The 20,655-nt window shown below is 42.7% G+C and carries 18 protein-coding genes and 1 other RNA gene; 14 read left to right on the forward strand and 5 right to left on the reverse strand.

The window, feature by feature from the left end:
- Positions 1 to 227 precede the first annotated feature (227 nt).
- On the forward strand, positions 228 to 425 hold the full coding sequence (locus tag J4N44_RS04690; RefSeq protein WP_009698330.1) for a type II secretion system protein: 198 nt from the start codon (positions 228 to 230) through the stop codon (positions 423 to 425).
- Between the two features lie 102 nt (positions 426 to 527).
- Here the strand turns inward: J4N44_RS04690 and J4N44_RS04695 are convergent, their stop codons facing one another.
- Positions 528 to 1,103: a porin family protein gene (locus tag J4N44_RS04695; protein ID WP_029789979.1), complete on the reverse strand. Its 576-nt coding sequence runs from the start codon at positions 1,101 to 1,103 to the stop codon at positions 528 to 530.
- 202 nt (positions 1,104 to 1,305) lie between these two features.
- On the opposite strand from J4N44_RS04695, the gene J4N44_RS04700 reads away from it, so the two are divergent.
- Positions 1,306 to 1,623: a DUF1244 domain-containing protein gene (locus tag J4N44_RS04700; RefSeq protein WP_005446621.1), complete on the forward strand. Its 318-nt coding sequence runs from the start codon at positions 1,306 to 1,308 to the stop codon at positions 1,621 to 1,623.
- A 73-nt stretch (positions 1,624 to 1,696) separates the two neighbouring features.
- Here J4N44_RS04700 and J4N44_RS04705 read toward each other — a convergent pair whose 3' ends face one another.
- Positions 1,697 to 2,791 carry a PLP-dependent cysteine synthase family protein gene (locus tag J4N44_RS04705; RefSeq protein ID WP_029789980.1) on the reverse strand — a complete coding sequence of 365 codons (1,095 nt, stop codon included), beginning with the start codon at positions 2,789 to 2,791 and terminating at the stop codon, positions 1,697 to 1,699.
- Positions 2,792 to 2,936: 145 nt separating this feature from the next.
- Between J4N44_RS04705 and J4N44_RS04710 the strand changes: the two genes are divergently transcribed.
- Complete coding sequence (locus J4N44_RS04710; protein WP_252044893.1) at positions 2,937 to 3,404, forward strand: Lrp/AsnC family transcriptional regulator; 468 nt, start codon at positions 2,937 to 2,939, stop codon at positions 3,402 to 3,404.
- Positions 3,405 to 3,734: 330 nt separating this feature from the next.
- Positions 3,735 to 6,785 carry a cadherin repeat domain-containing protein gene (locus J4N44_RS04715; protein WP_252044894.1) on the forward strand — a complete coding sequence of 1,017 codons (3,051 nt, stop codon included), beginning with the start codon at positions 3,735 to 3,737 and terminating at the stop codon, positions 6,783 to 6,785.
- A 56-nt stretch (positions 6,786 to 6,841) separates the two neighbouring features.
- On the opposite strand, the gene tesB is transcribed toward J4N44_RS04715, so the two are convergent.
- Positions 6,842 to 7,702 carry an acyl-CoA thioesterase II gene (gene tesB, locus J4N44_RS04720; RefSeq protein WP_005446627.1) on the reverse strand — a complete coding sequence of 287 codons (861 nt, stop codon included), beginning with the start codon at positions 7,700 to 7,702 and terminating at the stop codon, positions 6,842 to 6,844.
- A 167-nt stretch (positions 7,703 to 7,869) separates the two neighbouring features.
- Between tesB and J4N44_RS04725 the strand changes: the two genes are divergently transcribed.
- Complete coding sequence (locus tag J4N44_RS04725; RefSeq protein ID WP_005446628.1) at positions 7,870 to 8,304, forward strand: YbaY family lipoprotein; 435 nt, start codon at positions 7,870 to 7,872, stop codon at positions 8,302 to 8,304.
- A gap of 34 nt (positions 8,305 to 8,338) precedes the next feature.
- On the opposite strand, the gene J4N44_RS04730 is transcribed toward J4N44_RS04725, so the two are convergent.
- Entirely contained in the window at positions 8,339 to 8,641 is a 303-nt protein-coding gene (locus J4N44_RS04730; protein WP_005446629.1) for a DNA base-flipping protein, read from the reverse strand.
- 273 nt (positions 8,642 to 8,914) lie between these two features.
- On the opposite strand from J4N44_RS04730, the gene J4N44_RS04735 reads away from it, so the two are divergent.
- The 6 genes from J4N44_RS04735 (at position 8,915) to J4N44_RS04760 (ending at position 15,723) form a co-directional block, all read left to right on the forward strand.
- Positions 8,915 to 9,658 (forward strand): VP0952 family biofilm-associated protein, encoded by a 744-nt coding sequence (locus J4N44_RS04735; protein ID WP_050925875.1) that lies wholly within the window; start codon positions 8,915 to 8,917, stop codon positions 9,656 to 9,658.
- Between the two features lie 174 nt (positions 9,659 to 9,832).
- On the forward strand, positions 9,833 to 11,830 hold the full coding sequence (locus J4N44_RS04740; protein WP_009698326.1) for a GGDEF domain-containing protein: 1,998 nt from the start codon (positions 9,833 to 9,835) through the stop codon (positions 11,828 to 11,830).
- A 143-nt stretch (positions 11,831 to 11,973) separates the two neighbouring features.
- An RNA gene (gene ffs / locus J4N44_RS04745) (signal recognition particle sRNA small type) lies at positions 11,974 to 12,070 on the forward strand.
- Positions 12,071 to 12,192: 122 nt separating this feature from the next.
- A complete protein-coding gene (locus J4N44_RS04750) occupies positions 12,193 to 12,819 on the forward strand; it encodes a TnsA endonuclease N-terminal domain-containing protein (protein WP_228174930.1) in 627 nt (208 codons plus the stop codon).
- Position 12,820: 1 nt separating this feature from the next.
- Complete coding sequence (locus J4N44_RS04755; protein ID WP_252044895.1) at positions 12,821 to 14,737, forward strand: integrase catalytic domain-containing protein; 1,917 nt, start codon at positions 12,821 to 12,823, stop codon at positions 14,735 to 14,737.
- 2 nt (positions 14,738 to 14,739) lie between these two features.
- Positions 14,740 to 15,723 (forward strand): TniB family NTP-binding protein, encoded by a 984-nt coding sequence (locus tag J4N44_RS04760; protein ID WP_038875871.1) that lies wholly within the window; start codon positions 14,740 to 14,742, stop codon positions 15,721 to 15,723.
- Positions 15,724 to 15,742: 19 nt separating this feature from the next.
- Here J4N44_RS04760 and J4N44_RS04765 read toward each other — a convergent pair whose 3' ends face one another.
- Complete coding sequence (locus J4N44_RS04765) at positions 15,743 to 16,051, reverse strand: helix-turn-helix domain-containing protein (RefSeq protein WP_045419487.1); 309 nt, start codon at positions 16,049 to 16,051, stop codon at positions 15,743 to 15,745.
- A 101-nt stretch (positions 16,052 to 16,152) separates the two neighbouring features.
- Here J4N44_RS04765 and J4N44_RS04770 point away from each other — a divergent pair, with 101 nt between their 5' ends.
- The 3 genes from J4N44_RS04770 to hsdR all read left to right on the forward strand — a co-directional run bounded on the left by J4N44_RS04770 (position 16,153) and on the right by hsdR (position 20,648).
- Positions 16,153 to 16,698, forward strand: a complete 546-nt coding sequence (locus J4N44_RS04770) for a VspR family transcription factor (protein ID WP_049535808.1) — start codon at positions 16,153 to 16,155, stop codon at positions 16,696 to 16,698.
- Positions 16,692 to 18,077, forward strand: a complete 1,386-nt coding sequence (locus J4N44_RS04775) for a DEAD/DEAH box helicase (protein WP_252044896.1) — start codon at positions 16,692 to 16,694, stop codon at positions 18,075 to 18,077. The genes J4N44_RS04770 and J4N44_RS04775 overlap by 7 nt, the downstream gene beginning before the upstream one ends.
- Before the next feature lie 123 nt (positions 18,078 to 18,200).
- Positions 18,201 to 20,648, forward strand: coding sequence for an EcoAI/FtnUII family type I restriction enzme subunit R (gene hsdR, locus J4N44_RS04780; protein WP_252044897.1), 2,448 nt, complete (start codon positions 18,201 to 18,203; stop codon positions 20,646 to 20,648).
- Positions 20,649 to 20,655: the final 7 nt, after the last annotated feature.

The following is a 20,655-nucleotide window of genomic DNA, read 5'->3' on the forward strand; positions in this document are numbered from 1 at the left end:
GGTGTTACCGCTAAGACGTTGAATATAAAAGCCGAACAATTTTTGTTCGGTTTTTTTATATTTTCCGCTTGGCTATTTATAGATCTAATGATAATTATTGGTTATTATTTCGCCACTTCTTCGAGGGGCACAGGACTCGCTCATCGTGTTTGACCGAATGATGGGTCTTGGCAGGCAATGTATCTGAGGATTAATACTTTGGCTGGCGTTACTATTGAGGTGTTCCCTTGAAAAAATTCCGTGGCAGTTACATGGTTGAGATGGTTTTAGTTGCTGGTGCAATGGCGCTATTAGCGACAACTGCATTACCGCAGTTAACAGGCGCGATTCAAGATCGCCAAGAAAACATTTTGACCTCATTGGATGCGGGTCAAGGCAGTAGTCATGTGAAGCAAGACACCGCTGGTCAGTTTTCTGAACAATAAGTTGCTTAGTGACTCCGTGCAATAAATTCAAAAAAGCCGAGGTAATGACCTCGGTTTTTTTGTCTTCAATTCTGAACGTAATATAAGCTTGGGAAAGTCTGATTAAAAGCGTTTACCTAAGCTTACTTGGACACCTTCATAGCTGTCATAAAAGTTATCAAAGCCCATATCTGCCACATTGTAGATGTACTCAGCACGAAGCCAAATATCTTTACTCATGTCCCAGTGAATACCTGCACCAACGTTGAATAGCGCGCCAGAGTCATCGGTGACTTTTTGAACATCAGGAATGTACATTTCTGCTTGAGTACCCAATGCGGTCACGCGACCAAATAGTGACAATGGTGTATCACCCAAGTTATCGCTTGTTAGTACGGCTGACATACCTGCTTGGTAGTAATGAAGGTCTAAGTCTGTCTTAAGAGAATCATTCTTAAGTTCATTTTGTGAATAACGCAACACACCCTCAAACGCAAGGTATTGGTTTACGTTGTAGCCCCAGCCAATTGTAATATGAGGTGTTGACCAACCACTGTCTCGATCAGAACCAAAGTCCGGCGTGTCGAAGCCCACATTACCAGTTCCAAGGTACAAATAAGATTGGTGAGTTTGTTCTTGAGTAGCGAAAGTTGGCAGACTCATGGTCAATGCAGATAATAATAGGATGGCGTTTTTCATAACTTGGCGATAACCTTTGTGAAAGACCGTTTTTAGAATTAGTATTAATTTAATCAATAAGATAACTGGCAGTTATCATATCAGTCTTTTGGGTGAGTGCGTGGTTTTAGAGGGAAATTTGTTGTAATGACGCAAATTTTAGACTCATCACGCTCACTCATTTCTATGCTATGAACTGCGAGAGAAATAAAAGGAAAGTAAAGTGGCTGAATTCAAGTACAAAAATCTAACCCAAGAAGAGCAAGACAAGCTTGATGCAGCGACATTTCGTCGCCTATTGGCTCACTTGGATGAAAATAAAGACGTGCAAAACATTGATCTCATGATCCTTGCTGGTTTCTGCCGCAATTGCTTTAGCAAATGGTATAAAGCAGAAGCTGAAGAACTAGGTGCGGATATCGATATCGATGATGCTCGTGAGCGTGTCTATGGCATGACTTACGATGAATGGAAACAGAACCACCAACCTAAAGCAACGCCAGAGCAATTGGCTGCATTTGAAGCACGCCAGAAGAAGTGATTTTTCTGTATTAAGCAGATAAAAAACAGCCCGCTGATTGAGCGGGCTTGTTTCTTTATTTGGCGTCTGAGTTTTACTCAGTGATTGGACCGCAACATGCTGGTTCAACGCAACCTTTTGACTGAATAATTTCAAGCTGTGTTAGGTAAGGTTGAATGTCACCGATGTTTTCTTTTACCCAATCCGTGTTGTAGTAAGTATCTAGGTAACGTTCACCAGAGTCACACAGAAGCGTTACGATAGAGCCAGTCTCACCCCGTTGTTTCATCTCACATGCAAGCTGAAGAACACCATATAGGTTGGTGCCTGTCGACGCGCCAACTTTACGACCAATTAAGCCAGACAGCCAATGTGCTGTTGCTACGCTTGCTGCATCAGGAATTTTGCGCATTTCGTCTACCACACCTGCGATAAAGCTAGGCTCTACTCGTGGACGACCGATACCTTCAATCTTGCTGCCGTTTTCGCCTTTAATCTCTGCGTTGCCAGACTGGAAGTAGTCATAGAATACCGAGTTATCTGGATCAACCACACACAGTTTTGTGTCGTATTTTTGGTAACGAATAAAGCGACCAATGGTTGCCGACGTACCACCTGTACCTGGGCTCATTACAACCCAACTTGGAATTGGATGATCTTCCAACTCCATTTGGCTAAAAATAGAGTTCGCAATATTGTTATTACCACGCCAGTCAGTTGCGCGCTCAGCGTAAGTAAATTGGTCCATGTAGTGACCGTTTAGCTCTTTCGCTAGTCGACGAGACTCATCGTAAATTTGGTCTGAACGGTCAACAAGGTGCGCTTTGCCGCCGTAGAATTCGATTTGTTCAATTTTCTTGCGTGCCGTCGTTTTTGGCATCACCGCAATAAATGGTAAGCCAAGAAGACGAGCGAAGTACGCTTCAGAAACCGCTGTACTGCCTGATGATGCTTCGATCACCGTGGTTTCTGGACCAACCCAACCATTACAAATCGCGTAAAGGAACAGCGAGCGTGCCAAGCGGTGCTTTAGTGAGCCTGTCGGGTGGGTGCTTTCATCTTTTAAGTAGATATCGATGCCTTCCAAAGAAGGTAGATCTAACTTGAATAAGTGGGTATCTGCTGAGCGTTGAAAGTCTGCTTCGATTTTGCGTACAGCATTGTTGATCCAGTTGTGGTCAGTACACATAACATGACTCCTCGAAATTCTGTAGGGTAGTTGTTTTTGTCTATAGGGATAATCTACCTATAACTGCAGAGAAAAACTTTGCTATTATTGTTCTGTTATTTATCAAAAGTAGAAAAATTTTCTACATTAAAGGGTTTTTATAGTAATGGGCTTAGATAAAATCGATAAGCAGTTGCTTTCTTTACTCCAAAATGATGGAACCTTGTCATTAAATGACTTAGCTGAGCGAGTTAATCTGACGACCACGCCTTGCTGGAAGCGTTTAAAAAAGCTAGAAGATGAAGGCTATATTGAAAAGCGTGTCGCGCTACTGAGTGCGGAGAAGTTAGACTTATCCTTCATTGCGTTTGTGCAGCTCAAAACCAGTGATCACTCAGAAGGGTGGTATAACCATTTTGTGACGACCGTAAGTGATTTCCCTGAAGTGATGGAGTTCTATCGCATGGCAGGAGAATACGACTATATGATGAAAGTGGTCGTCAAAGACATGAAGTGTTTTGATGAGTTCTATAAACGATTGGTGAACAGTGTAAAAGGTTTATCCAACGTAACATCAACCTTTGCTATGGAACCGATAAAGTACACTACTGAGCTACCAATTTATGGCGTTTAATTTCTCTTTCACATCTCCGTGAGCGCCTTTTTAGGCCTCACTTCTTTTACCTCTCACAATTATTAGCACCTCAAAGTGTGATTTGGTGCTTATATTTTAACCTGTTGAAAATCCAATATTTATTATCGCTAATTTAATAACTTAACGTAAGGTAAACGTTTGCTTGCCTTTTCTTTTTGCAAGTTTTCGAAAATTGTCGGCAATTTATGGATTTTGTGAATGTATTTCGGGGTTGATGGGTATGAAATTAATCCAAAAGAGGGGTGGTGATTAATAAAACATCGTATTATTATCGCGCTAAATTCCTGATGTAAGAAATTATTACAAAAAATGAAAAGATATTATTTTCTCTTGTTTTTCGCTGCTGTTCTTGCAGGCTGCGGTGGGGGGGGCGGTGATTCCAAACCCGATAATTCAAACTCTTCAACTCAAACGACCAAGCAAAGCCGTGCTCAGTTGAAGGTGGAAGACACAACGTTTACTTTTGATCGTGTTGGAAACGTTGTTAAAACCAAGATGAGTAACGTAAAGGGTACGATCACATACAAAATCCTCTCTTCAACACCTTCGAATGTGGTCCAAGTCGATGATTCCGGGCAATTGCAAATTTTGCGTCCTGGTATTGCGAAAGTAAAAGTGATTGACAATAGCTCGACTTATGAGTCTTCTGAGGCAGAGTTCACTGTGACAGTGAACAAAGGCACTAACCCTGATTTAGTGGTCAACGAACTCAATTTGAACGCATTGAATAAAGATGGTGAGTTATTGGTTGTTCGTGGTCAGCGAGGGCAAATAAGCTTCGAAGTGGTCGATGGTGATGAGCACTTGGTTCGCGTAGACCAAAATGGTCGCGTGTATGCTATTGGAGCGCAAGGTCAGGCGCGAATCCGTATTCACGATACGGGAGATGATTATTACCAAGCGCGCGATATTTATGCCAATGTCCATGTTTTCCAAGTTGGTGCTGAACAATTACAGTTTGCGCCTCTAAGTCCTGTTTATAGGGAAGGTTTAACACTAGAACCAGTTCGACTGGATGACGTCGAAACTGAGAGTCTTACGTTTAAGCTTGCTGACAGTAGCGTCCAATCCGATGTTGTTGAAATTCTTGATAAGAACACCGGTTTACTGTTGATTCATAACGCAGGGCAGGTCGAAATAGAGGCGACGGCAACATACAGCCAAGGTTTTGTTCAACAACAACAAACAGCCCGTTTTGTGGTGAACGTTGCCAAAGGTAAGCGTCAGCCGCTCCACTCTGTCAATATCGCAGCAAACTACAGTGCTAACCAATCGCTGTATCCTCTCGTTAGCAATGCAAAGGGCGACTACTATTTTGATGTGGCTGAAGGACAAGATGTTGTTCGTGTATCCCAAAATGGAGACGCTCTGATCATACAAGGTGTCGGTCAAGCAAAAATCGACATTATTGAGCGAGAGATACGCAATTTTCCTAATACGCAAACTCAAATCACGGTTGATATTGCTCCAGCACCGCACCCAGGCATGGAAGATGTTGCAATTGCTCTCACCTATCAAGATGAGTTAACGGTTCCACTGCAGTTTGCTGGTCAGAAAGGCAAACTCAGATTAGTTGATTCTATTCCTGAAGGGCTGCAAATTGCTGCTGGTAAAATTTATGTAAATCGAGCTGGCAGTTACACGCTACGTTTTGAAGATGATGGTGGTGAGTATTATCAATCGACTCAGTTTGACGTCGTTCTTAGTGTCGCCAAGGCTCAAGGCTCAGCCATGCCGGTGAAAGACTATGAGGTTGTATACAGCAAAAATCATCAGTTCCGGTTATTACGTGATTTTGGGTTGCTCGCTTCTGGTGATGGAATTGAAGTTCTCGATAATACCCAGCCGAGTGTTGCTGATGCCATCGCGAATGGTCTGGTTCACGTGTATAAAGCGGGTGTGACAACCTTAACGTTACGTCGTAAAGAGAGTCAGAACTATACCGCGGGACCAGATCAAACGGTAACCTTCACCATATTGAGTGCACCGAGTCGAATCCAGATTAGCTCTGATGTCGAAGTTAATTGGAACGCGCTTAAACCATCGGTAGCCAAACCGACAATTTCTGGAGTGGTTGGTCAGGTCAGCTATGCGTTTGCTGAAGGTTCAGAAACCGATGTGGTTTCATTAGACCCTAACTCAGGTGAAATGCGAATTCTGAATGCTGGCAGCACAAGAATTGTCGTGTCTGATGTGGGCAATGAGCAATACTCCGCTGGACAAGCAAGCTTTGCTGTTACCGTTAAACCGATTGAGAGCCGTGCGACTATTACCTATCCACAAGCGACATATGGTCCTGGTGACAAGTTAAAACCTAATTTAAACGGTGATGGTGTCAAAGCTGAATATCGCTTGATCAACCAATCAGATCCGTCTGTAAAAATGGCTTCAAACAATGGCGAGTTAACGATACTGCATGCTGGAGATTACACGGTTGAAGCCACTCTGACAGGACGTAACTACCTAACTAAAAAGGTCAGCTATCAGGGGAAAATAGGCAAAGCCGATCACCCTGGTTTGTCTGTACTTCGTCAAGAGGTAGAGTTTGAACCCTTCAAAGAAGTGGTGCTAGATTTTGGTCGAGCAATTGGCGAACGCAGTTACGTACTACACAACACCAGACGCGAAAATATAGCGTCACTAGATCCTTCACGCGGTGTTATTACCTTAAAAGGTTATGATTCTAGTAGCGCTGTGCAAATTAATATTGCTGAGAAAGAAACTCGCGATTACAAAGAGATGCGTGACACTCCGGTAACAGTAGTACTCAACCTCTCTGCTTCTGGCGTAGCGGATAAGTACACACATTTAACAGGTGGTCAAACGGTCGTTGGTAGTGAATTGAATGCACAACAATTCGCTAATTTAAAAGAAAGTGAATTTGGTATTATGGGAGCGAGCTTCTTACGAGAGCCTACAGATACTGAATTGGTTGAGAATGGCGAAGGTAAAGTTGCCTTGTTGCAGATGAAACCTAAAGATAGTGATGACCTAATGGAGCGACGAGCTGTGTGGATGCATATTGCTCGTTTTGATGGCTGTCGTGCTGCATTATTGGATCCTAATGATCCTCGCCCATTTTTAGCGATCGACTATTCAGCGGAAGGTTATTGTAAAACCGGTGCAACCTTCCGTATGACTCGTTATTTGGTTATTGATGACAGCAAGCTTGAAAAAGGAACCAAATACGAGATGGTCAGCCCATTGATTCAGTACCGACGTGGACATCGCGAGTTTCTGGCCACTAAGAAAGGGGGGCAATACGCGGAACCAGGTGTGATTTATCATAAAGGTGAGTACGGTCCTCCAGACAGCTTGTACGAGTGGTCTGTTGTTACTTTTGAATATCAAAAAAACTAACTGACATAAAAAGGAGTGCATAAGCACTCCTTTTTAGTCCCAATTTGTGAGAAGAGCTATTTGGTAAAGCGCATCACACCTTCTTGAACGGCCGTTGCAACAAGATGACCTTGTTGGTTGTAGATTTCCCCACGAACTAGACCGCGAGTGTTACTGGCGGTTGGACTTTCAATTACATACAGCAACCACTCATCCATCTTAAACGGGCGGTGGAACCAGATAGAGTGATCGATGGTTGCCACTTGGAAGTTCGGAGTCATCAATGACACTTCGTGTGGATGAAGTGCCGTTGTTAGGAAGCCCCAATCCGACGCGTAAGCTAGGAGATATTGGTGAATCAGTTGGTTCTCTGGCATTTCTCCATTGGCGCGAATCCATAGGTACTGTTTCGCTTCAGTTTTCTTAGGTTTCAATGGGTTTACGATGTTGACTGGGCGAGTCTCGATAGGTTTTTCGCCACAGAATGTTTTGCGTAAACGCTCGGGTAAGAACTCTGCAATATGGCTGGCAAGCTCAGTTTCCGAAGGGAAATTCTCCGGTCCAGGAATATCTGGCATGGTGTTTTGATGATCAAAACCAGGAGCATCGCCATGATAAGACGCCGTTAGATAGAAAATAGGACGACCATTTTGAATCGCTTTGACTCGACGAGTACTAAAGCTGCGCCCGTCACGTAGGTTCTCTACGTCATAGATGATTGGTTTCTCTGGATCGCCAGGATAGAGGAAATAACTGTGAAACGAGTGCACTGTGCGTGCGTCCTCTACAGTGTAACGTGCAGCAGATAATGCCTGTCCAATAACCTGGCCACCGTAAACTTGAGGTAAACCTAGGTTCTCGCTTTGACCACGGAACAAGCCTTCTTCTAGTTTTTCGAGTTGTAGTAGGCTGAGCAATTCTCTTAGTGGTTTACTCATGATGTCTCCTCACCTTGTTTTTATTGCTGCTTCAATTATGAAACAAAATCAACTGTTTGATAATTTCTAACTTAGTCAAACTATTGTCAAATAGATAAGCGTACAGCAGACAGTTTAATAATCTCCCTCTATACTTAGCGCGAATTGATACACCCGTTGAGGAAACTATGAAAAAAACACTACTACTTGTTACTTCTTTACTATTCGGTGCTGCACTAGTGGGTTGCCAAACTTCTCAAACAACAGAAATGGAATCAGCTGAGGCGTCTATGAAGACAATTACAGGTACAGTGGCTTACCGTGAGCGTATTGCACTGCCTCCGCACGCAGTCGTTACGGTTGCGCTAGAAGATGTTTCTCTTGCGGATGCCCCAGCTAAAGTACTAGCGAAACAAACATTCGAGACAGAAGGTAAACAAGTACCTTTGGCATTTGAACTGAGTTACAACAGCAACGATATCAAACCAAACCACCGTTACAGCCTACGTGCTCGTATCGAAGTGGATGGTAAATTGCGTTTTATCAATGACACTAGCATTCCTGTCATTACAGATGCAGAACAAACGCACCAAGCAAACATTCGTCTTGTTGGTACTCGTTAATCGTTAGCCCAACTGATTGTTAAAATGGCAGCTATTAAGGCTGCCATTTGTATTTTCTGAGCGAGACTTTTCCAATCTCAGACACTTCAATTCCCTCAGCTTCAAGCTTTTGCTTTTGTCTTTCCAGATCGCGACCTTTCAACGAAATCTTCCCCTGACTATTTATGACACGAAACCATGGCAGTTTACTGCCTTCGGGTAGATTACCTAACGCTTTACCAACATGCCTTGCATAGCCCGGATAGCCAGCCATTTTGGCAATTTCACCATAAGTAGAAACACGTCCGGTGGGAATTTGGTGAATTACAGCAAAGATTTGCATTAAAAATTGGTCCATACTGAAAGTGTCCATTGTTGTTTACCAAGGAATGGTAATACACAAGACTTGTACTTCGCTATCAGTTCTTGCTCCTTAACATCATTTGTCGCTCATCTCTCTTCACCGCCTTTTATTGTTTCTTTTGTGAGCTTCAAGTGATCTCTCAGAGTAAGTTGGAAATACAAAAACAAGCTTATGCTTAGTTTACATATAGACCCGCTCAACGACTTTTAATGCCCAGTTTGACATGCCGTTGAGTTACCAAGTTGGTTGGGGAAGCCAGGAGGCGCTATGATTTTTTCGACACTTCAATTTCTTATTACGACTCTTCTTGCCGTGGTGTGTGCTCGTGCCATCAGTTTGAGCGAAGGAGAGATCCCCGTTCTCGCCTTAATGATTCCCGCACTGTGGATATTGCCACAAGGAGGAATTGCCGGTTTGATTCTGCTCGGTGCCATGACCGTTTATGGTGTCACTCTGTCGATGCAGCCGATTGCATTGTCAGTGGGCGTTTTGATCCTATTCCCACTATTAATGGTCGTGTTCTCACGTCGTAGTTCACTAGGCGTATTGCTTACCGCTGGTCTGATTGTATTGACCTTACAAGTAGGCATTATGGTGACACAACAAGCCGGGAAGCTTGATGGCTCTGCGTGGCTGACAGTGGTACAAACCTTATCAGTGATAGTCATGTGGTGGGCAGCAAATCATTGGAAACCTTCAGAAAAACACAGTTGGTGGTCATTGCTGTTGTTGCTGCCACTGTGGTTAGCTGATTTGCCTTATGCTGTGCTTGTCGCACTAAGTATTACGGGAATTCTGGCTTCTATGGAGGCGTTAACTAAGATTCGAAATCCGATGCGTTGGGGTAAGTTGCTCTGCTGGACTTTGCCGACCGTAGGGTTCGCTGCATTAGTCGTTAGCCCAAACATTGAAGTACCAAACCCTGTCTTTGTTGTTTGGATTTGTTTGCTCGGAACGGCTTGGATGACGGACTACATCTTACGTAGTAGCGATGAGCAGGCAGAGTTATGAAATAGTTGTAGTCGCTCTGGGTAAATAGTGACCCGTGCGGCAGACTCTTGATTTGTTTATGAAATAATAGGCCGAATGTTATATGTTCGGCCTTTCATATTTATTGTGCATTTAATAATAAAAATTCAATCCTACCTTCAATATGTATGAAGGGTCCTTTTAGAAACGTTTGTCATGGTTAAAGTAGTTCAAAGGCTGTTGGTTTTTGCTTGCTTTCTATTGAGTTTGAGCCTCAAAGCAGAACCGGAACAAGCCCCTAATTATAAGGTAGCGACGGAGGCGGATGATGTCGTTACTCGCGTGTTATTTGACGCAGTAGCAGAACATTTTGGTGTTTCGATCCAGTACGTGAATTACTCGAGTTTCGACGCTATTTTGGATTCTGTTGCGAACGGTGAGAGCGACTTTGCTGCGAATATCACCTACACCTCAGAACGTGCACTGAAGTTCAGTTATTCACGTCCAACTAACATTGAATATACTTACCTGTATGGTTTGAATGACGCGACCTTAGGTGAAGCGAGTGTTGTTGGGGTACCAAAAGACACCATCTATGCAGAGCTTATTCAACAAAACTACCCTGAGTTGCTTCAAGTTCCTTATCAAGGGCATGAAGAAGCGGTGGCACTGCTACGTTCTGGTCAAGTTGATGGGGTAGTAGATGCTATCAATCAACTCAAACCTATGTTGCTAGAAGGCTTTGATGCCAAACTTCTTAATGACCAAATCTCCATCAAGCCTGTTTCTATTGTTAGCCAGAAAGGATCACATCTTGATGAGTTGTCGACGTTTGCCAATTTTATTCACGATGAATCGGTACAAAAGCATTTACGCGAACAAGTTGCGCTATATCAGTTTGAACTTCGACAGACAGCATTGCGTGAATCTATCAAACGACTGCCAATCGATTTAGAGCAGCCTCTTACTATCAAGTTTGAATCTATCTTTCCTTACGTGGTTTATAAAGAGGACGGCTCTATCGAAGGGATGACAGCAGACGTCGTAATGAAAAGCTGTAAAATTTTGGCTTTGAATTGTGTGGTTATCAGCAAGCCTGATGAAAGTTGGGAGTCCATGTACGCCCAATTTATCCAAGGTGAATTCGATTTATTAGCGCCACTGACCATCAGTCGAGAACGACGTGCTTTCAGTTACTTCCCTCAGCCTCATTACCAACCAACGTCGGTTATGGTGAAACGCTTGGGCTACAAGCCCAACGTATATTCCCATGTTTCTCAGCTTATTTCTGAACGTATTGGTGTGGTAAAAGATGACTTTTTTGATCAAATGCTTACCCAAATGCTGCCATTAAAAGAACTCAAGCGATTTGATTCTCAGCAAGCAACATTAGATGCCTTGTTAGCCAGAGAGATTGATTACATTGCGATGGACACCGCTATGCTGAATCATTTCTTACGTTTGAGTGAGTTAATTCCAATTGAACAAGACGATGCGATTGGTGAGTTTTACGAATCGGAATTGTCGATAGGGTTAACAACCAATCAGCGTGGTGAAATTCTCGCCCCATACTTTAGTCGAGCAATCTCCATGCTAGATTTGGAGAAAATTGTTGCTCAGTATGACTTAAGACCAGATTGGCGAACCGCCTTAGAATATGAAGTTCGTTTGGCGACGCAGACTCAAGCTGTGTTTGTTTTTGTGCTGGTGTTTGCGGTTGGTGTCAGCTTGTACCTATACCGTCAATCAAACACTGACAACTTGACTGGATTGAGAAATCGACGCTCGTTACAACTTAAGTACCGACAGGGTGTACCAAAGGATCTTGCGGTCTTATATCTCGATATTAACCACTTCAAGCAAATCAACGATACGTTTGGACATCGAGCAGGGGATAAAGTGTTGCAATTGCTGTCGCTCAAAATACATCGTGTGTGGGCGGGTAGAAGTTATCGGATTGGTGGTGATGAGTTTATTTTGCTTGGCTATCCTACTGAGGTTCAGTTAAGTCGAGCGGTTGAAGAACTGAGTTCACTGGATGTCAAAGACGAACAATCTGATGGTTTGAATGTGGTAACCATTTCTGTGGGTGTTTCCGCCAAGCGAGAGCGAAGCGTTAGTCTTGAGCAAGCGCTGCATTTAGCAGATGAAGATATGTACTCGAGCAAACAAGCTTCCCGGAATTGTAATGAAGCAAACCCTTGTATGGTTTAGCTTTAATAGACTGAATTGACCGAGTTTTGTCCAAACGGAAGTGAAAAGGACAAATTCGTCGCTTTAGCCCTTGCAATCCGAGAGGCGATGCTGAATAATCCTCACATCATTTGAGACAAGCTCTCAAAGCAAGAATTATGGGGCTCTGGTCCTCTCGCAACAATAGCTCGTGAACTCGGTCAGGTCCGGAAGGAAGCAGCCGCAGCGTGTGACTTGTGTGCCGGGATGTGGCTGGGGTCCCACCCTTTAAAAGTGTCGTTAAAACGATAACCTGTCCCAATAAAACCATAATCTGTCCTTTTAAAATCCATAAAGTGTCCTAAGCTTACTTTGGTTGTTTTTTTACAACAAAAGGGACGCATATGTATATCCGTAATCTTCGCAAACCGTCACCTAATAAGAACATCTTTAAGTTCTCGAGTCTAAAAAACCGAGACGCTGTTATGTGTGAGGGTAGTTTGGAGAAAGACTGTTGCTATCATTTCGAGTATGATCCAGATGTAGTTCGGTACGAATCTCAGCCAGAGGGTTTCTACTATGACTTCAATGGAAAGAAGCGCCCTTACACACCCGATTTTCTAGTTACCTACCACGACGGCACCTTCGAATATGTCGAAGTTAAGCCACACAAGAAGACATTATCAAAAACATTTAAACAAGAATTTTCTGCTCGTAAAGAGGCCGCCAACCGAAGAGGGGTTAGTCTTGTTTTAGTGACTGACAAGCAAATTAGAGATGGGTACTTTCTCAAGAATACTGAGCTTGTGCACCGCTATAGTGGGTGTATCGCAGGCGATGAGCTTGCAATAAAAGTATATTCCTATCTGATCGCACAGAACACAATGAAAATTAGTGATCTAGCAGACTCAATCGGAGAGTCTGTTGGTCGGGTGTTCGCTTCTGTTTTAAGACTTATTGCAGTAGGAAAAGCTGATGTTGATTTAGACATCGCTCAGTTGAGTGAAAGTACAACTGTTTCGGTGAGATGAAATGGTAGGCCGATTCCATGACGAGTTTGAGCCTGAGTACGACGAAGATTCTGATCTAAAGCATGAGTTTTTGCCCGCAGCTCAGACAGAACGTCTAAAGTACTCGAGATTACAGTCAACACAAATCATTGAGCGAGACCTCTCTTCTTATCCAGAGGAACAGAAGAACAAAGCTCTAGAAAGGTACAAATTGTTGTGCTTAGTTGCGAATGAACTTAATGGAGGTTGGACCTCTAAAAACCTTACTCCTCTAATTGAAAAACACTTCGACAAAACACGCCTTACCAAAAAACCAAGCTATAAATCACTGCAACGTTGGCATAATTCGTTTGTCGACTCGGATGGAAGTTTTACTAGCTTAGTCGATAAAAACCACCTCAAAGGTAACAGAGATGCCAGAGTTGTTGGTGATGAAAAATATTATGATGAAGCCCTGAAGATGTTTTTAGACGCAAGGCGACAGTCGATTCGCGCAGCACACGCCTTCTACTGCGATAGGATAACCGTAGCTAATGAGGCCATTGTCGCCGGAAGAATCCCGAAAGTCTCATATGAAGCATTTAAGAAGCGTATTCGTAAAGAAGAACCATACAGCGTCGCGCTAGCTCGCCATGGTAAATACTACGCAGATAAGCTCTTTAACTATTACCAATCTGTAGAAATGCCGACTCGAATTTTGGAGCGAGTCGAAATGGATCACACCCCGTTGGATTTAATTTTATTGCATGATGCTCTAATGGTCCCATTAGGTAGAGCGCATTTGACACTACTCGTGGATGTTTTTAGTGGGTGCATAATAGGCTTTCATCTTGGCTTTAAGGCTCCTAGTTATGTGTCGGCATCGAGAGCCGTTATTCATGCGACAAAAAGTAAGAGCTACATTTCTGAAATGCCTATTTCATTCAACAATGAGTGGCTTTGCGAAGGGAAAATCGAGAACTTGGTGGTCGATAACGGCGCGGAGTTTTGGTCAAAAAGCTGGGAGGATGCATGTTTGGAGGTCGGGATAAATGTCGTTTATAACAAGGTTCGGAAACCATGGTTAAAGCCATTTGTTGAACGTAAGTTTGGTGAAATTGTTCAAGGGATTGTCGGTTGGGTGCCGGGTAAAACATTCTCCAACGTGCTGGAAAAAGAAGACTATAAGCCAGAAAAAGATGCAGTTATGCGCTTTAGTACCTTTGTAGAGGAGTTTCACCGTTGGATAGTAGATGTGCACAATGCTAATGCTGATAGTCGTTATAAAAGAATACCAAACCTTTATTGGAAACAAAGCTATGACGCTTTATCACCACTAAAACTCTTACCTGAGCACGAGCAAGCATTTAGGGTAGTTATGGGGATTCTTCAGTATAGAAAACTGACAGATAAAGGCATTAAGTTCATGCACTTAGAATATGACTGTGTGGCGCTGTCTGATTATCGAAAAACATACCCCCAAACAAACGAGTCTTCAAAAAAGAAAATAAAAGTAGATCCAGATGATTTATCCGCTATTTATGTTTACCTCGATGAACTTCAAGGGTACGTGAAGGTTCCGAGTAAGGACCCAATGGGTTACACAGTCAGATTGAGCGTTTGCGAACATGAAAAGATTTTGGCGGCTCATAGAACCTATATAAAGGGGGAAATGGATGTGCTGTCATTAGCAAAAGCTCGACTTGCACTGCATGACCGAATCGAATCAGAACAAGCAGACTTAATGCAGTTAACTCACACTGAGCGAAAACGAAAGGCGAAATCTACCAAGAAAGTTGCAGAAATATCGAGTGTTAATAGCGACACCCCTCATTCCAAACTAAGTGACAGAACACCTAAACCAAACAAAAAGGTCGCAGAGTCAGAAAAAAGCTCGGATACAACACCGCTAGAGAGCTTCAGAGCTAAATGGGACGAGCGCAGAAATCTAAGGAAATAGTTGTGACAGCAGCGAGAAGGAATTTAAATAGAGACGAAGTTTTAGCAAACTATCATGACTCATTTTCAATTTACCCAGAGGTTGAAAAAGTTCTCTCTGGACTCGAATGGATAATTAAACGCAGGAAGTTTGGCACTTTTGCGCCATCGATGCTTCTGACAGCAGGCACCGGTGCAGGTAAAACCGCCACTATTAATCACTTTATCGAGAAAAACTTATCAAGGAATGAAGTCCTTATTACTCGTGTAAGACCCTCGTTACTTGAGACTTTACTATGGATGGCCAAAGAGCTTGGCGCTTACAGAAATAGCAGAGCCAAGCCTTCAGAGATTGGATTAACGGATTGTGTGATTGAGACATCGAAAAGAGTTGGGCTTAAGTTATTAGTGATTGAGGAGTGTCAAGAGTTGTTTGAACGAACCAGTCATAACCAGAGGCAGGATATTAGAGATCGCCTCAAAATGATTAGTGATGAGTGTCATTTGCCGATAGTGTTTGTAGGACTTCATAGTGCCGGGCTAATCTTAGAGGACTCTCAGTGGAACAGGCGAATTATGGTTCGACGCACACTCCCTTACATTAAGATCACAGATGAGTCCGCAATTGATAACTATTTAGATGTTTTACAAGCTCTGGAAAAGACGGTGCCTTTACCATTCAAGGTGCCGTTGACCGACGTCGATTTCGCAATGAGACTGTTATCAGCAAGCAAAGGTATACTTGGTGAAATTAAAGAGTTAATTGCAGCCGCACTAGACGTCGCTTTGGCGAAAAATAAGGACTATATTGGTGAGGAAGACTTTGCTGCTGTTTACGAGAAAATTAACGATCCGAATGATATAAATCCTTTCACTGTGCAGATAGATGCTCTAACCATAGAGCAAATAGCTTCTTATGAAAATTATGTAACTGATGCCGAGACTGGTGAACTTCGTTTTGTAAAGCAGGTTTTTAGCAAACTATCGATACAGCAACTTATTGGTTAGTGAAGCACCTTACTCAGAGTTAACTAGATGGCGTCAGTTTTTCTAATAACACCGCCTTCTCTTCATCACTCATCTTATCAATGGCACACGCTAGTTCAGCACTCAATTCGTTCCTACAGAAAAAATAGTTCAAGGGAACATCTAATTCTTCAGCCATTCGTTCGAGTGTACCAATATCTGGTACGTGTCTACCTTTCTCATAATGGTTCATTCGCCCACTAGCAGAACTTGGTTCCATGCCGATTTTCACCCCTAAATCTTTTTGGGTGATTTTGGCTTTTTTACGCGCAGCTTTGAGCCTCGCTGGGATTGGGTTGTCTTTCTGCACTTACACATTTCTTTTCAACCTTTAGATAACTTAGATTGTCTAAGTTTTACTGATTTTTGTATACTTAGCAATCCTAAGTTTTTATTGCATGCAAGAGTCACATGAAGAAAGTAACCAGAATTAACCCTGATATGTTTAACCTATTGATTGAAAAAGGGATGGATGATTTCTCTGTTATAGAAGCTAGGGATGCTTTGTTAAATAGTACTTCAACCTTTACGAGCAGTGACGAAGCTCGAAAGTATGTTTATAAGCAACTTCTATCACTTGAGGAGAAAGGCTGGCTTTCTGTCATTGGGACTCGCAGAGGCAAGCGTTACCATCAAACTAATGAATTTAAAGCGCTTACAATTGAGCCTCGAGCAGCTAGAAATAAGAAAGCTAAAGTTGATTCAATAACTGTTCAAACTCCGGAGTTCTCTCTAAATGCACTAGAACAAGAGAAAAAACAACATGAAGGTGAGTTAGCGATTACTCTGGGCGAGATTGAGGAATACCAATCTTTGTTAACGCGTTTTCCAAACAACAAGCATGATATGGAGCCGTTATTCAATGCAGCGAGAGAGCGATCAGCTAAGCTATTGGGCAAAATCAATGCACTAACCAACTGGATGCAAGTAGCCCAAAGCAAGGCTTCCCAATGTTAAGAACATGGCAAGCTGAGTGCGTAGAGCTGGCTATCAATAAGTTCTCATCAAATCGACGCCCACATTTTTTCTGTCAAGCCACTCCTGGTGCTGGTAAAACCGTTATGGCATCAGAGGTTGCTAAGCGTCTTTTTCAAGAAGGTATGATTGACTTAGTTCTCTGTTTCTCACCATCACTTTCGGTCGCTGAAGGGATGAAAAAGACCTTTTCATGGAAACTGGAATGTTCCTTTAATGGAGGCTTGGGCTCTTTAGGTGGGTCTTATACCTATCAATCCATCCGTTTTTTAGATGAAAACTTCTGGAACACCGTCAGTAAATATCGGGTACTAGTCGTATTTGATGAGATCCACCATTGCTCGTTTGATGATGAGGGTAGGTCAAATTCATGGGGGTTAGAAATTGTCAGTAAGATCCAAGGTTTTGCCCGTTACACATTAGCGCTGTCGGGTACTCCTTGGCGCTCTGATCGGTTACCGATAGTTATGGCCGAGTATTCCGACCCTGATGGTATGCTCATTTGTGATTATCAATATGGCTTGCAACAGGCAGTTGTTGATAAGGTATGCCGCCAACCTAAAATTGCCCTGATAGACAATGAGCATTTGAGTATCCAGAAAGGCAGTAGTAATCAGCACTTTTCCTCCATTCTGGACTGCCTTAAACAATCTGATGTCTCTTATCACAGTGTCATTCACAATGAAGATGCTATGAACTATATATTGAATAGTGGTTGCCAAAAGCTAGCCCAAATAAGACAAGAGTCCCCAAATGCAGGTGGTTTAGTTGTCGCTGCCTCTATCAAGCACGCTAAACATATTCAAAAGCGACTGATTGAGCACTTTAAGCAATCAGCATGCATCGTGACTTATCATCATGATAATCCGTTGAATGAAATTGAGTCCTTTCGTCATTCGAATGTTCAGTGGATAGTCAGTGTTGGAATGATAAGCGAAGGAACGGATATCCCTCGGCTGCAGGTTTGTTGCCATATGAGTTCGGTCAAAACAGAGCTTTACTTTAGACAAGTCCTTGGAAGGATATTGAGAGTTAATGATTCACCCAACCAAGAAGCATGGTTGTATACCTTCGCTGAGGAAAGTTTGGTCAAGTTCGCAGAGCGTGTAGAAGAAGATATTCCAGAATCTTGTACGTTTCTTGAAATTGAAAGGTCAGAAATTCCAACTTGTGTAAACTCCTCTTTTGAAGAGAAGTGCATTACCTCTGAACCACGAACAAATGATTTTCTACAAATTGAGTGGGCTACAGATACTTTTATAGAAAAAGCGAATAGAGATTTTTTAGCGATTGAAGAATCAGAACGCATAAGGCTTGGGGCTTTTCGAGAGCGGGTGATAGCAGCCTTTGATTATGTTTAACCTCCCAAGTCTGCAATTTGTGATCGAATTACTTGTTAACCACACTATTGTTGCGTTCTTATTCTTCAATCATATGAACTTTGTTATATAATCCGTCGCAATTCAGTATGGAATCAAAGTCGTATGGTCGAAAAGTTCTCCAAGTCTAAGCTTTCTGAAACAGACATCATCACCAAGTTCATCTTACCTGCCATTAAAGGTTCTGGTTGGGATGATATGACCCAAATTCGCCAAGAAGTGAAATTGCGAGACGGTAAGGTGATTGTTCGTGGTCAAGCTGCTGCTCGTCAGAAAGTAAAATCAGCCGATATTGTTCTTTATCATAAACCTAGTATGCCGCTTGCAGTGATTGAGGCAAAAGCCAATAAGCACGAAGTTGGTAAAGGCATGCAACAAGGTATGGTCTACGCAGGGTTGTTAGAGGTGCCATTTGTTTTTGCTTCGAATGGTGATGGCTTCATCTTCAGAGATTTAACTAATCCCGCTCAACTAGAATCTGAAATTCGTCTAGAGGATTTCCCGTCTCCTGAAGAGCTTTGGCATAAATACTGTGTTTGGAAAGGTTATAAAGAAGAGCACTTACCAATTATTACACAAGACTATTACGATGATGGTAGTGGTAAGTCACCTCGGTATTACCAACTTCAAGCGATTAACAAAACGGTTGAAGCGGTAGCATCAGGTCAAGACCGAATCTTGTTAGTTATGGCGACAGGTACGGGTAAAACCTACACCGCATTCCAGATCATTTGGCGCCTCTGGAAAGCTAAGGCTAAGAAACGAATTCTGTTCTTAGCTGACCGAAATATTCTTGTTGATCAAACCAAAACGAATGATTTTCAGCCTTTTGGTACGGCAATGACCAAGATTACAGGCCGTAAAGTCGATCCTGCTTTTGAAGTTCATCTAGCTCTTTATCAAGCACTTACTGGGCCAGAAGAAGAACAGAAAGCCTACAAGCAAGTAGACCCTAACTTCTTTGACTTAATCATTATTGATGAGTGCCACCGTGGTAGTGCTTCAGAAGATAGCGCTTGGCGTGAAATTCTTGAATACTTTAGCAGTGCGACTCAAGTCGGTTTAACGGCTACACCAAAAGAGACAGATGAAGTTTCTAACATCGAGTACTTTGGCGATCCGGTTTATACCTATTCTCTTAAAGAAGGTATTGAGGATGGATTCTTAGCTCCATATAAGGTCGTTCGTGTCGATATTGATGTGGATGTTCAAGGTTGGCGACCTACCAAAGGGCAAACCGATAAAAATGGCGAAGTAATTGAAGACCGAATCTACAACCAAAAAGATTTTGATCGCACTATGGTCATTGATGAGCGAACCGAACTTGTCGCACAAACCATTACCAACTATCTAACACGCACTGACCCAATGGCCAAAACCATCGTGTTCTGTAACGATATCGATCATGCAGAGCGTATGCGTCGTGCGTTAGTAAATCTGAATCCTGAACAGGTTAAGAAGAACGATAAATACGTAATGAAGATTACGGGTGATGATGAGTTCGGTAAAGCTCAGCTAGATAACTTCATTAACCCCAAAAAGAAGTACCCTGTGATAGCGACTACATCGGAGCTAATGACGACGGGTGTTGATGCAAAAACCTGTAAGCTAGTGGTACTTGATCAAGGTATTCAATCAATGACCAAGTTTAAGCAGATCATTGGTCGCGGTACTCGTATTGATGATCGCTATGGCAAGCTTTGGTTCACTATCTTAGATTTTAAAAAAGCGACCGAATTGTTCGCTGACGAACGCTTCGACGGGACACCAGAACGTGTGAAGGTCACGACTCCTGAGCAGTTTGAAGATCAAGACGACTTAGATGACATCATCGACGGCGTTGATGATATCGATGCTGACAACCCATTCGGTGATGAAGACATTGACCCCGATTCAATTCAAGAACCAGAGACCACCTATGGTGATGGTTTTGGAAACTCCCCTGAAAGTACAGGCGGTGCAGACGATTGGGGTGATGAGAATCGAGTTCGCAAATTCCATGTGAATGGCGTTCCAGTAAAAGCCCTTGCTGAACGTGTTCAATATTATGATTCAGACGGTAAGCTTGTAACCGAGTCATTTAAAGACTACACCCGTAAAACTATGGTGAAGCAGTTCTCTTCATTAGATGACTTCACCAAACGTTGGAACGAATCTGACCGCAAGCAAGCCATTATCGATGAGCTAGCAGAAGCCGGTATTCTATGGGAAGCGCTAGAAGACGAAGTGGGCAAAGACATGGACCCATTTGATATGATTTGTCACGTTGTATATGACCAACCGCCATTGACTCGAAAAGAGCGAGCGGAGAACGTGAAAAAGCGTAACTACTTCACTAAGTACGGTGAAACCGCGCAACAAGTGTTAGATAGACTTTTAGATAAATACGCTGATAGCGGTGTTAGCGAAGTTGAAAATATTACAGTGTTGAAAGTAGCACCCTTCAACGAATTAGGCAGCATGAGTGACATCGTTAAAAAAGGTTTTGGTGGAAAACCTAAGTACCTTGCTGCTGTGAAAGAGCTAGAAGACGCAATCTACAAATCTGCTTAGCAATTAA

This window comes from Vibrio sp. SCSIO 43155, from assembly GCF_023716605.1.
Taxonomy (GTDB): domain Bacteria; phylum Pseudomonadota; class Gammaproteobacteria; order Enterobacterales; family Vibrionaceae; genus Vibrio; species Vibrio harveyi.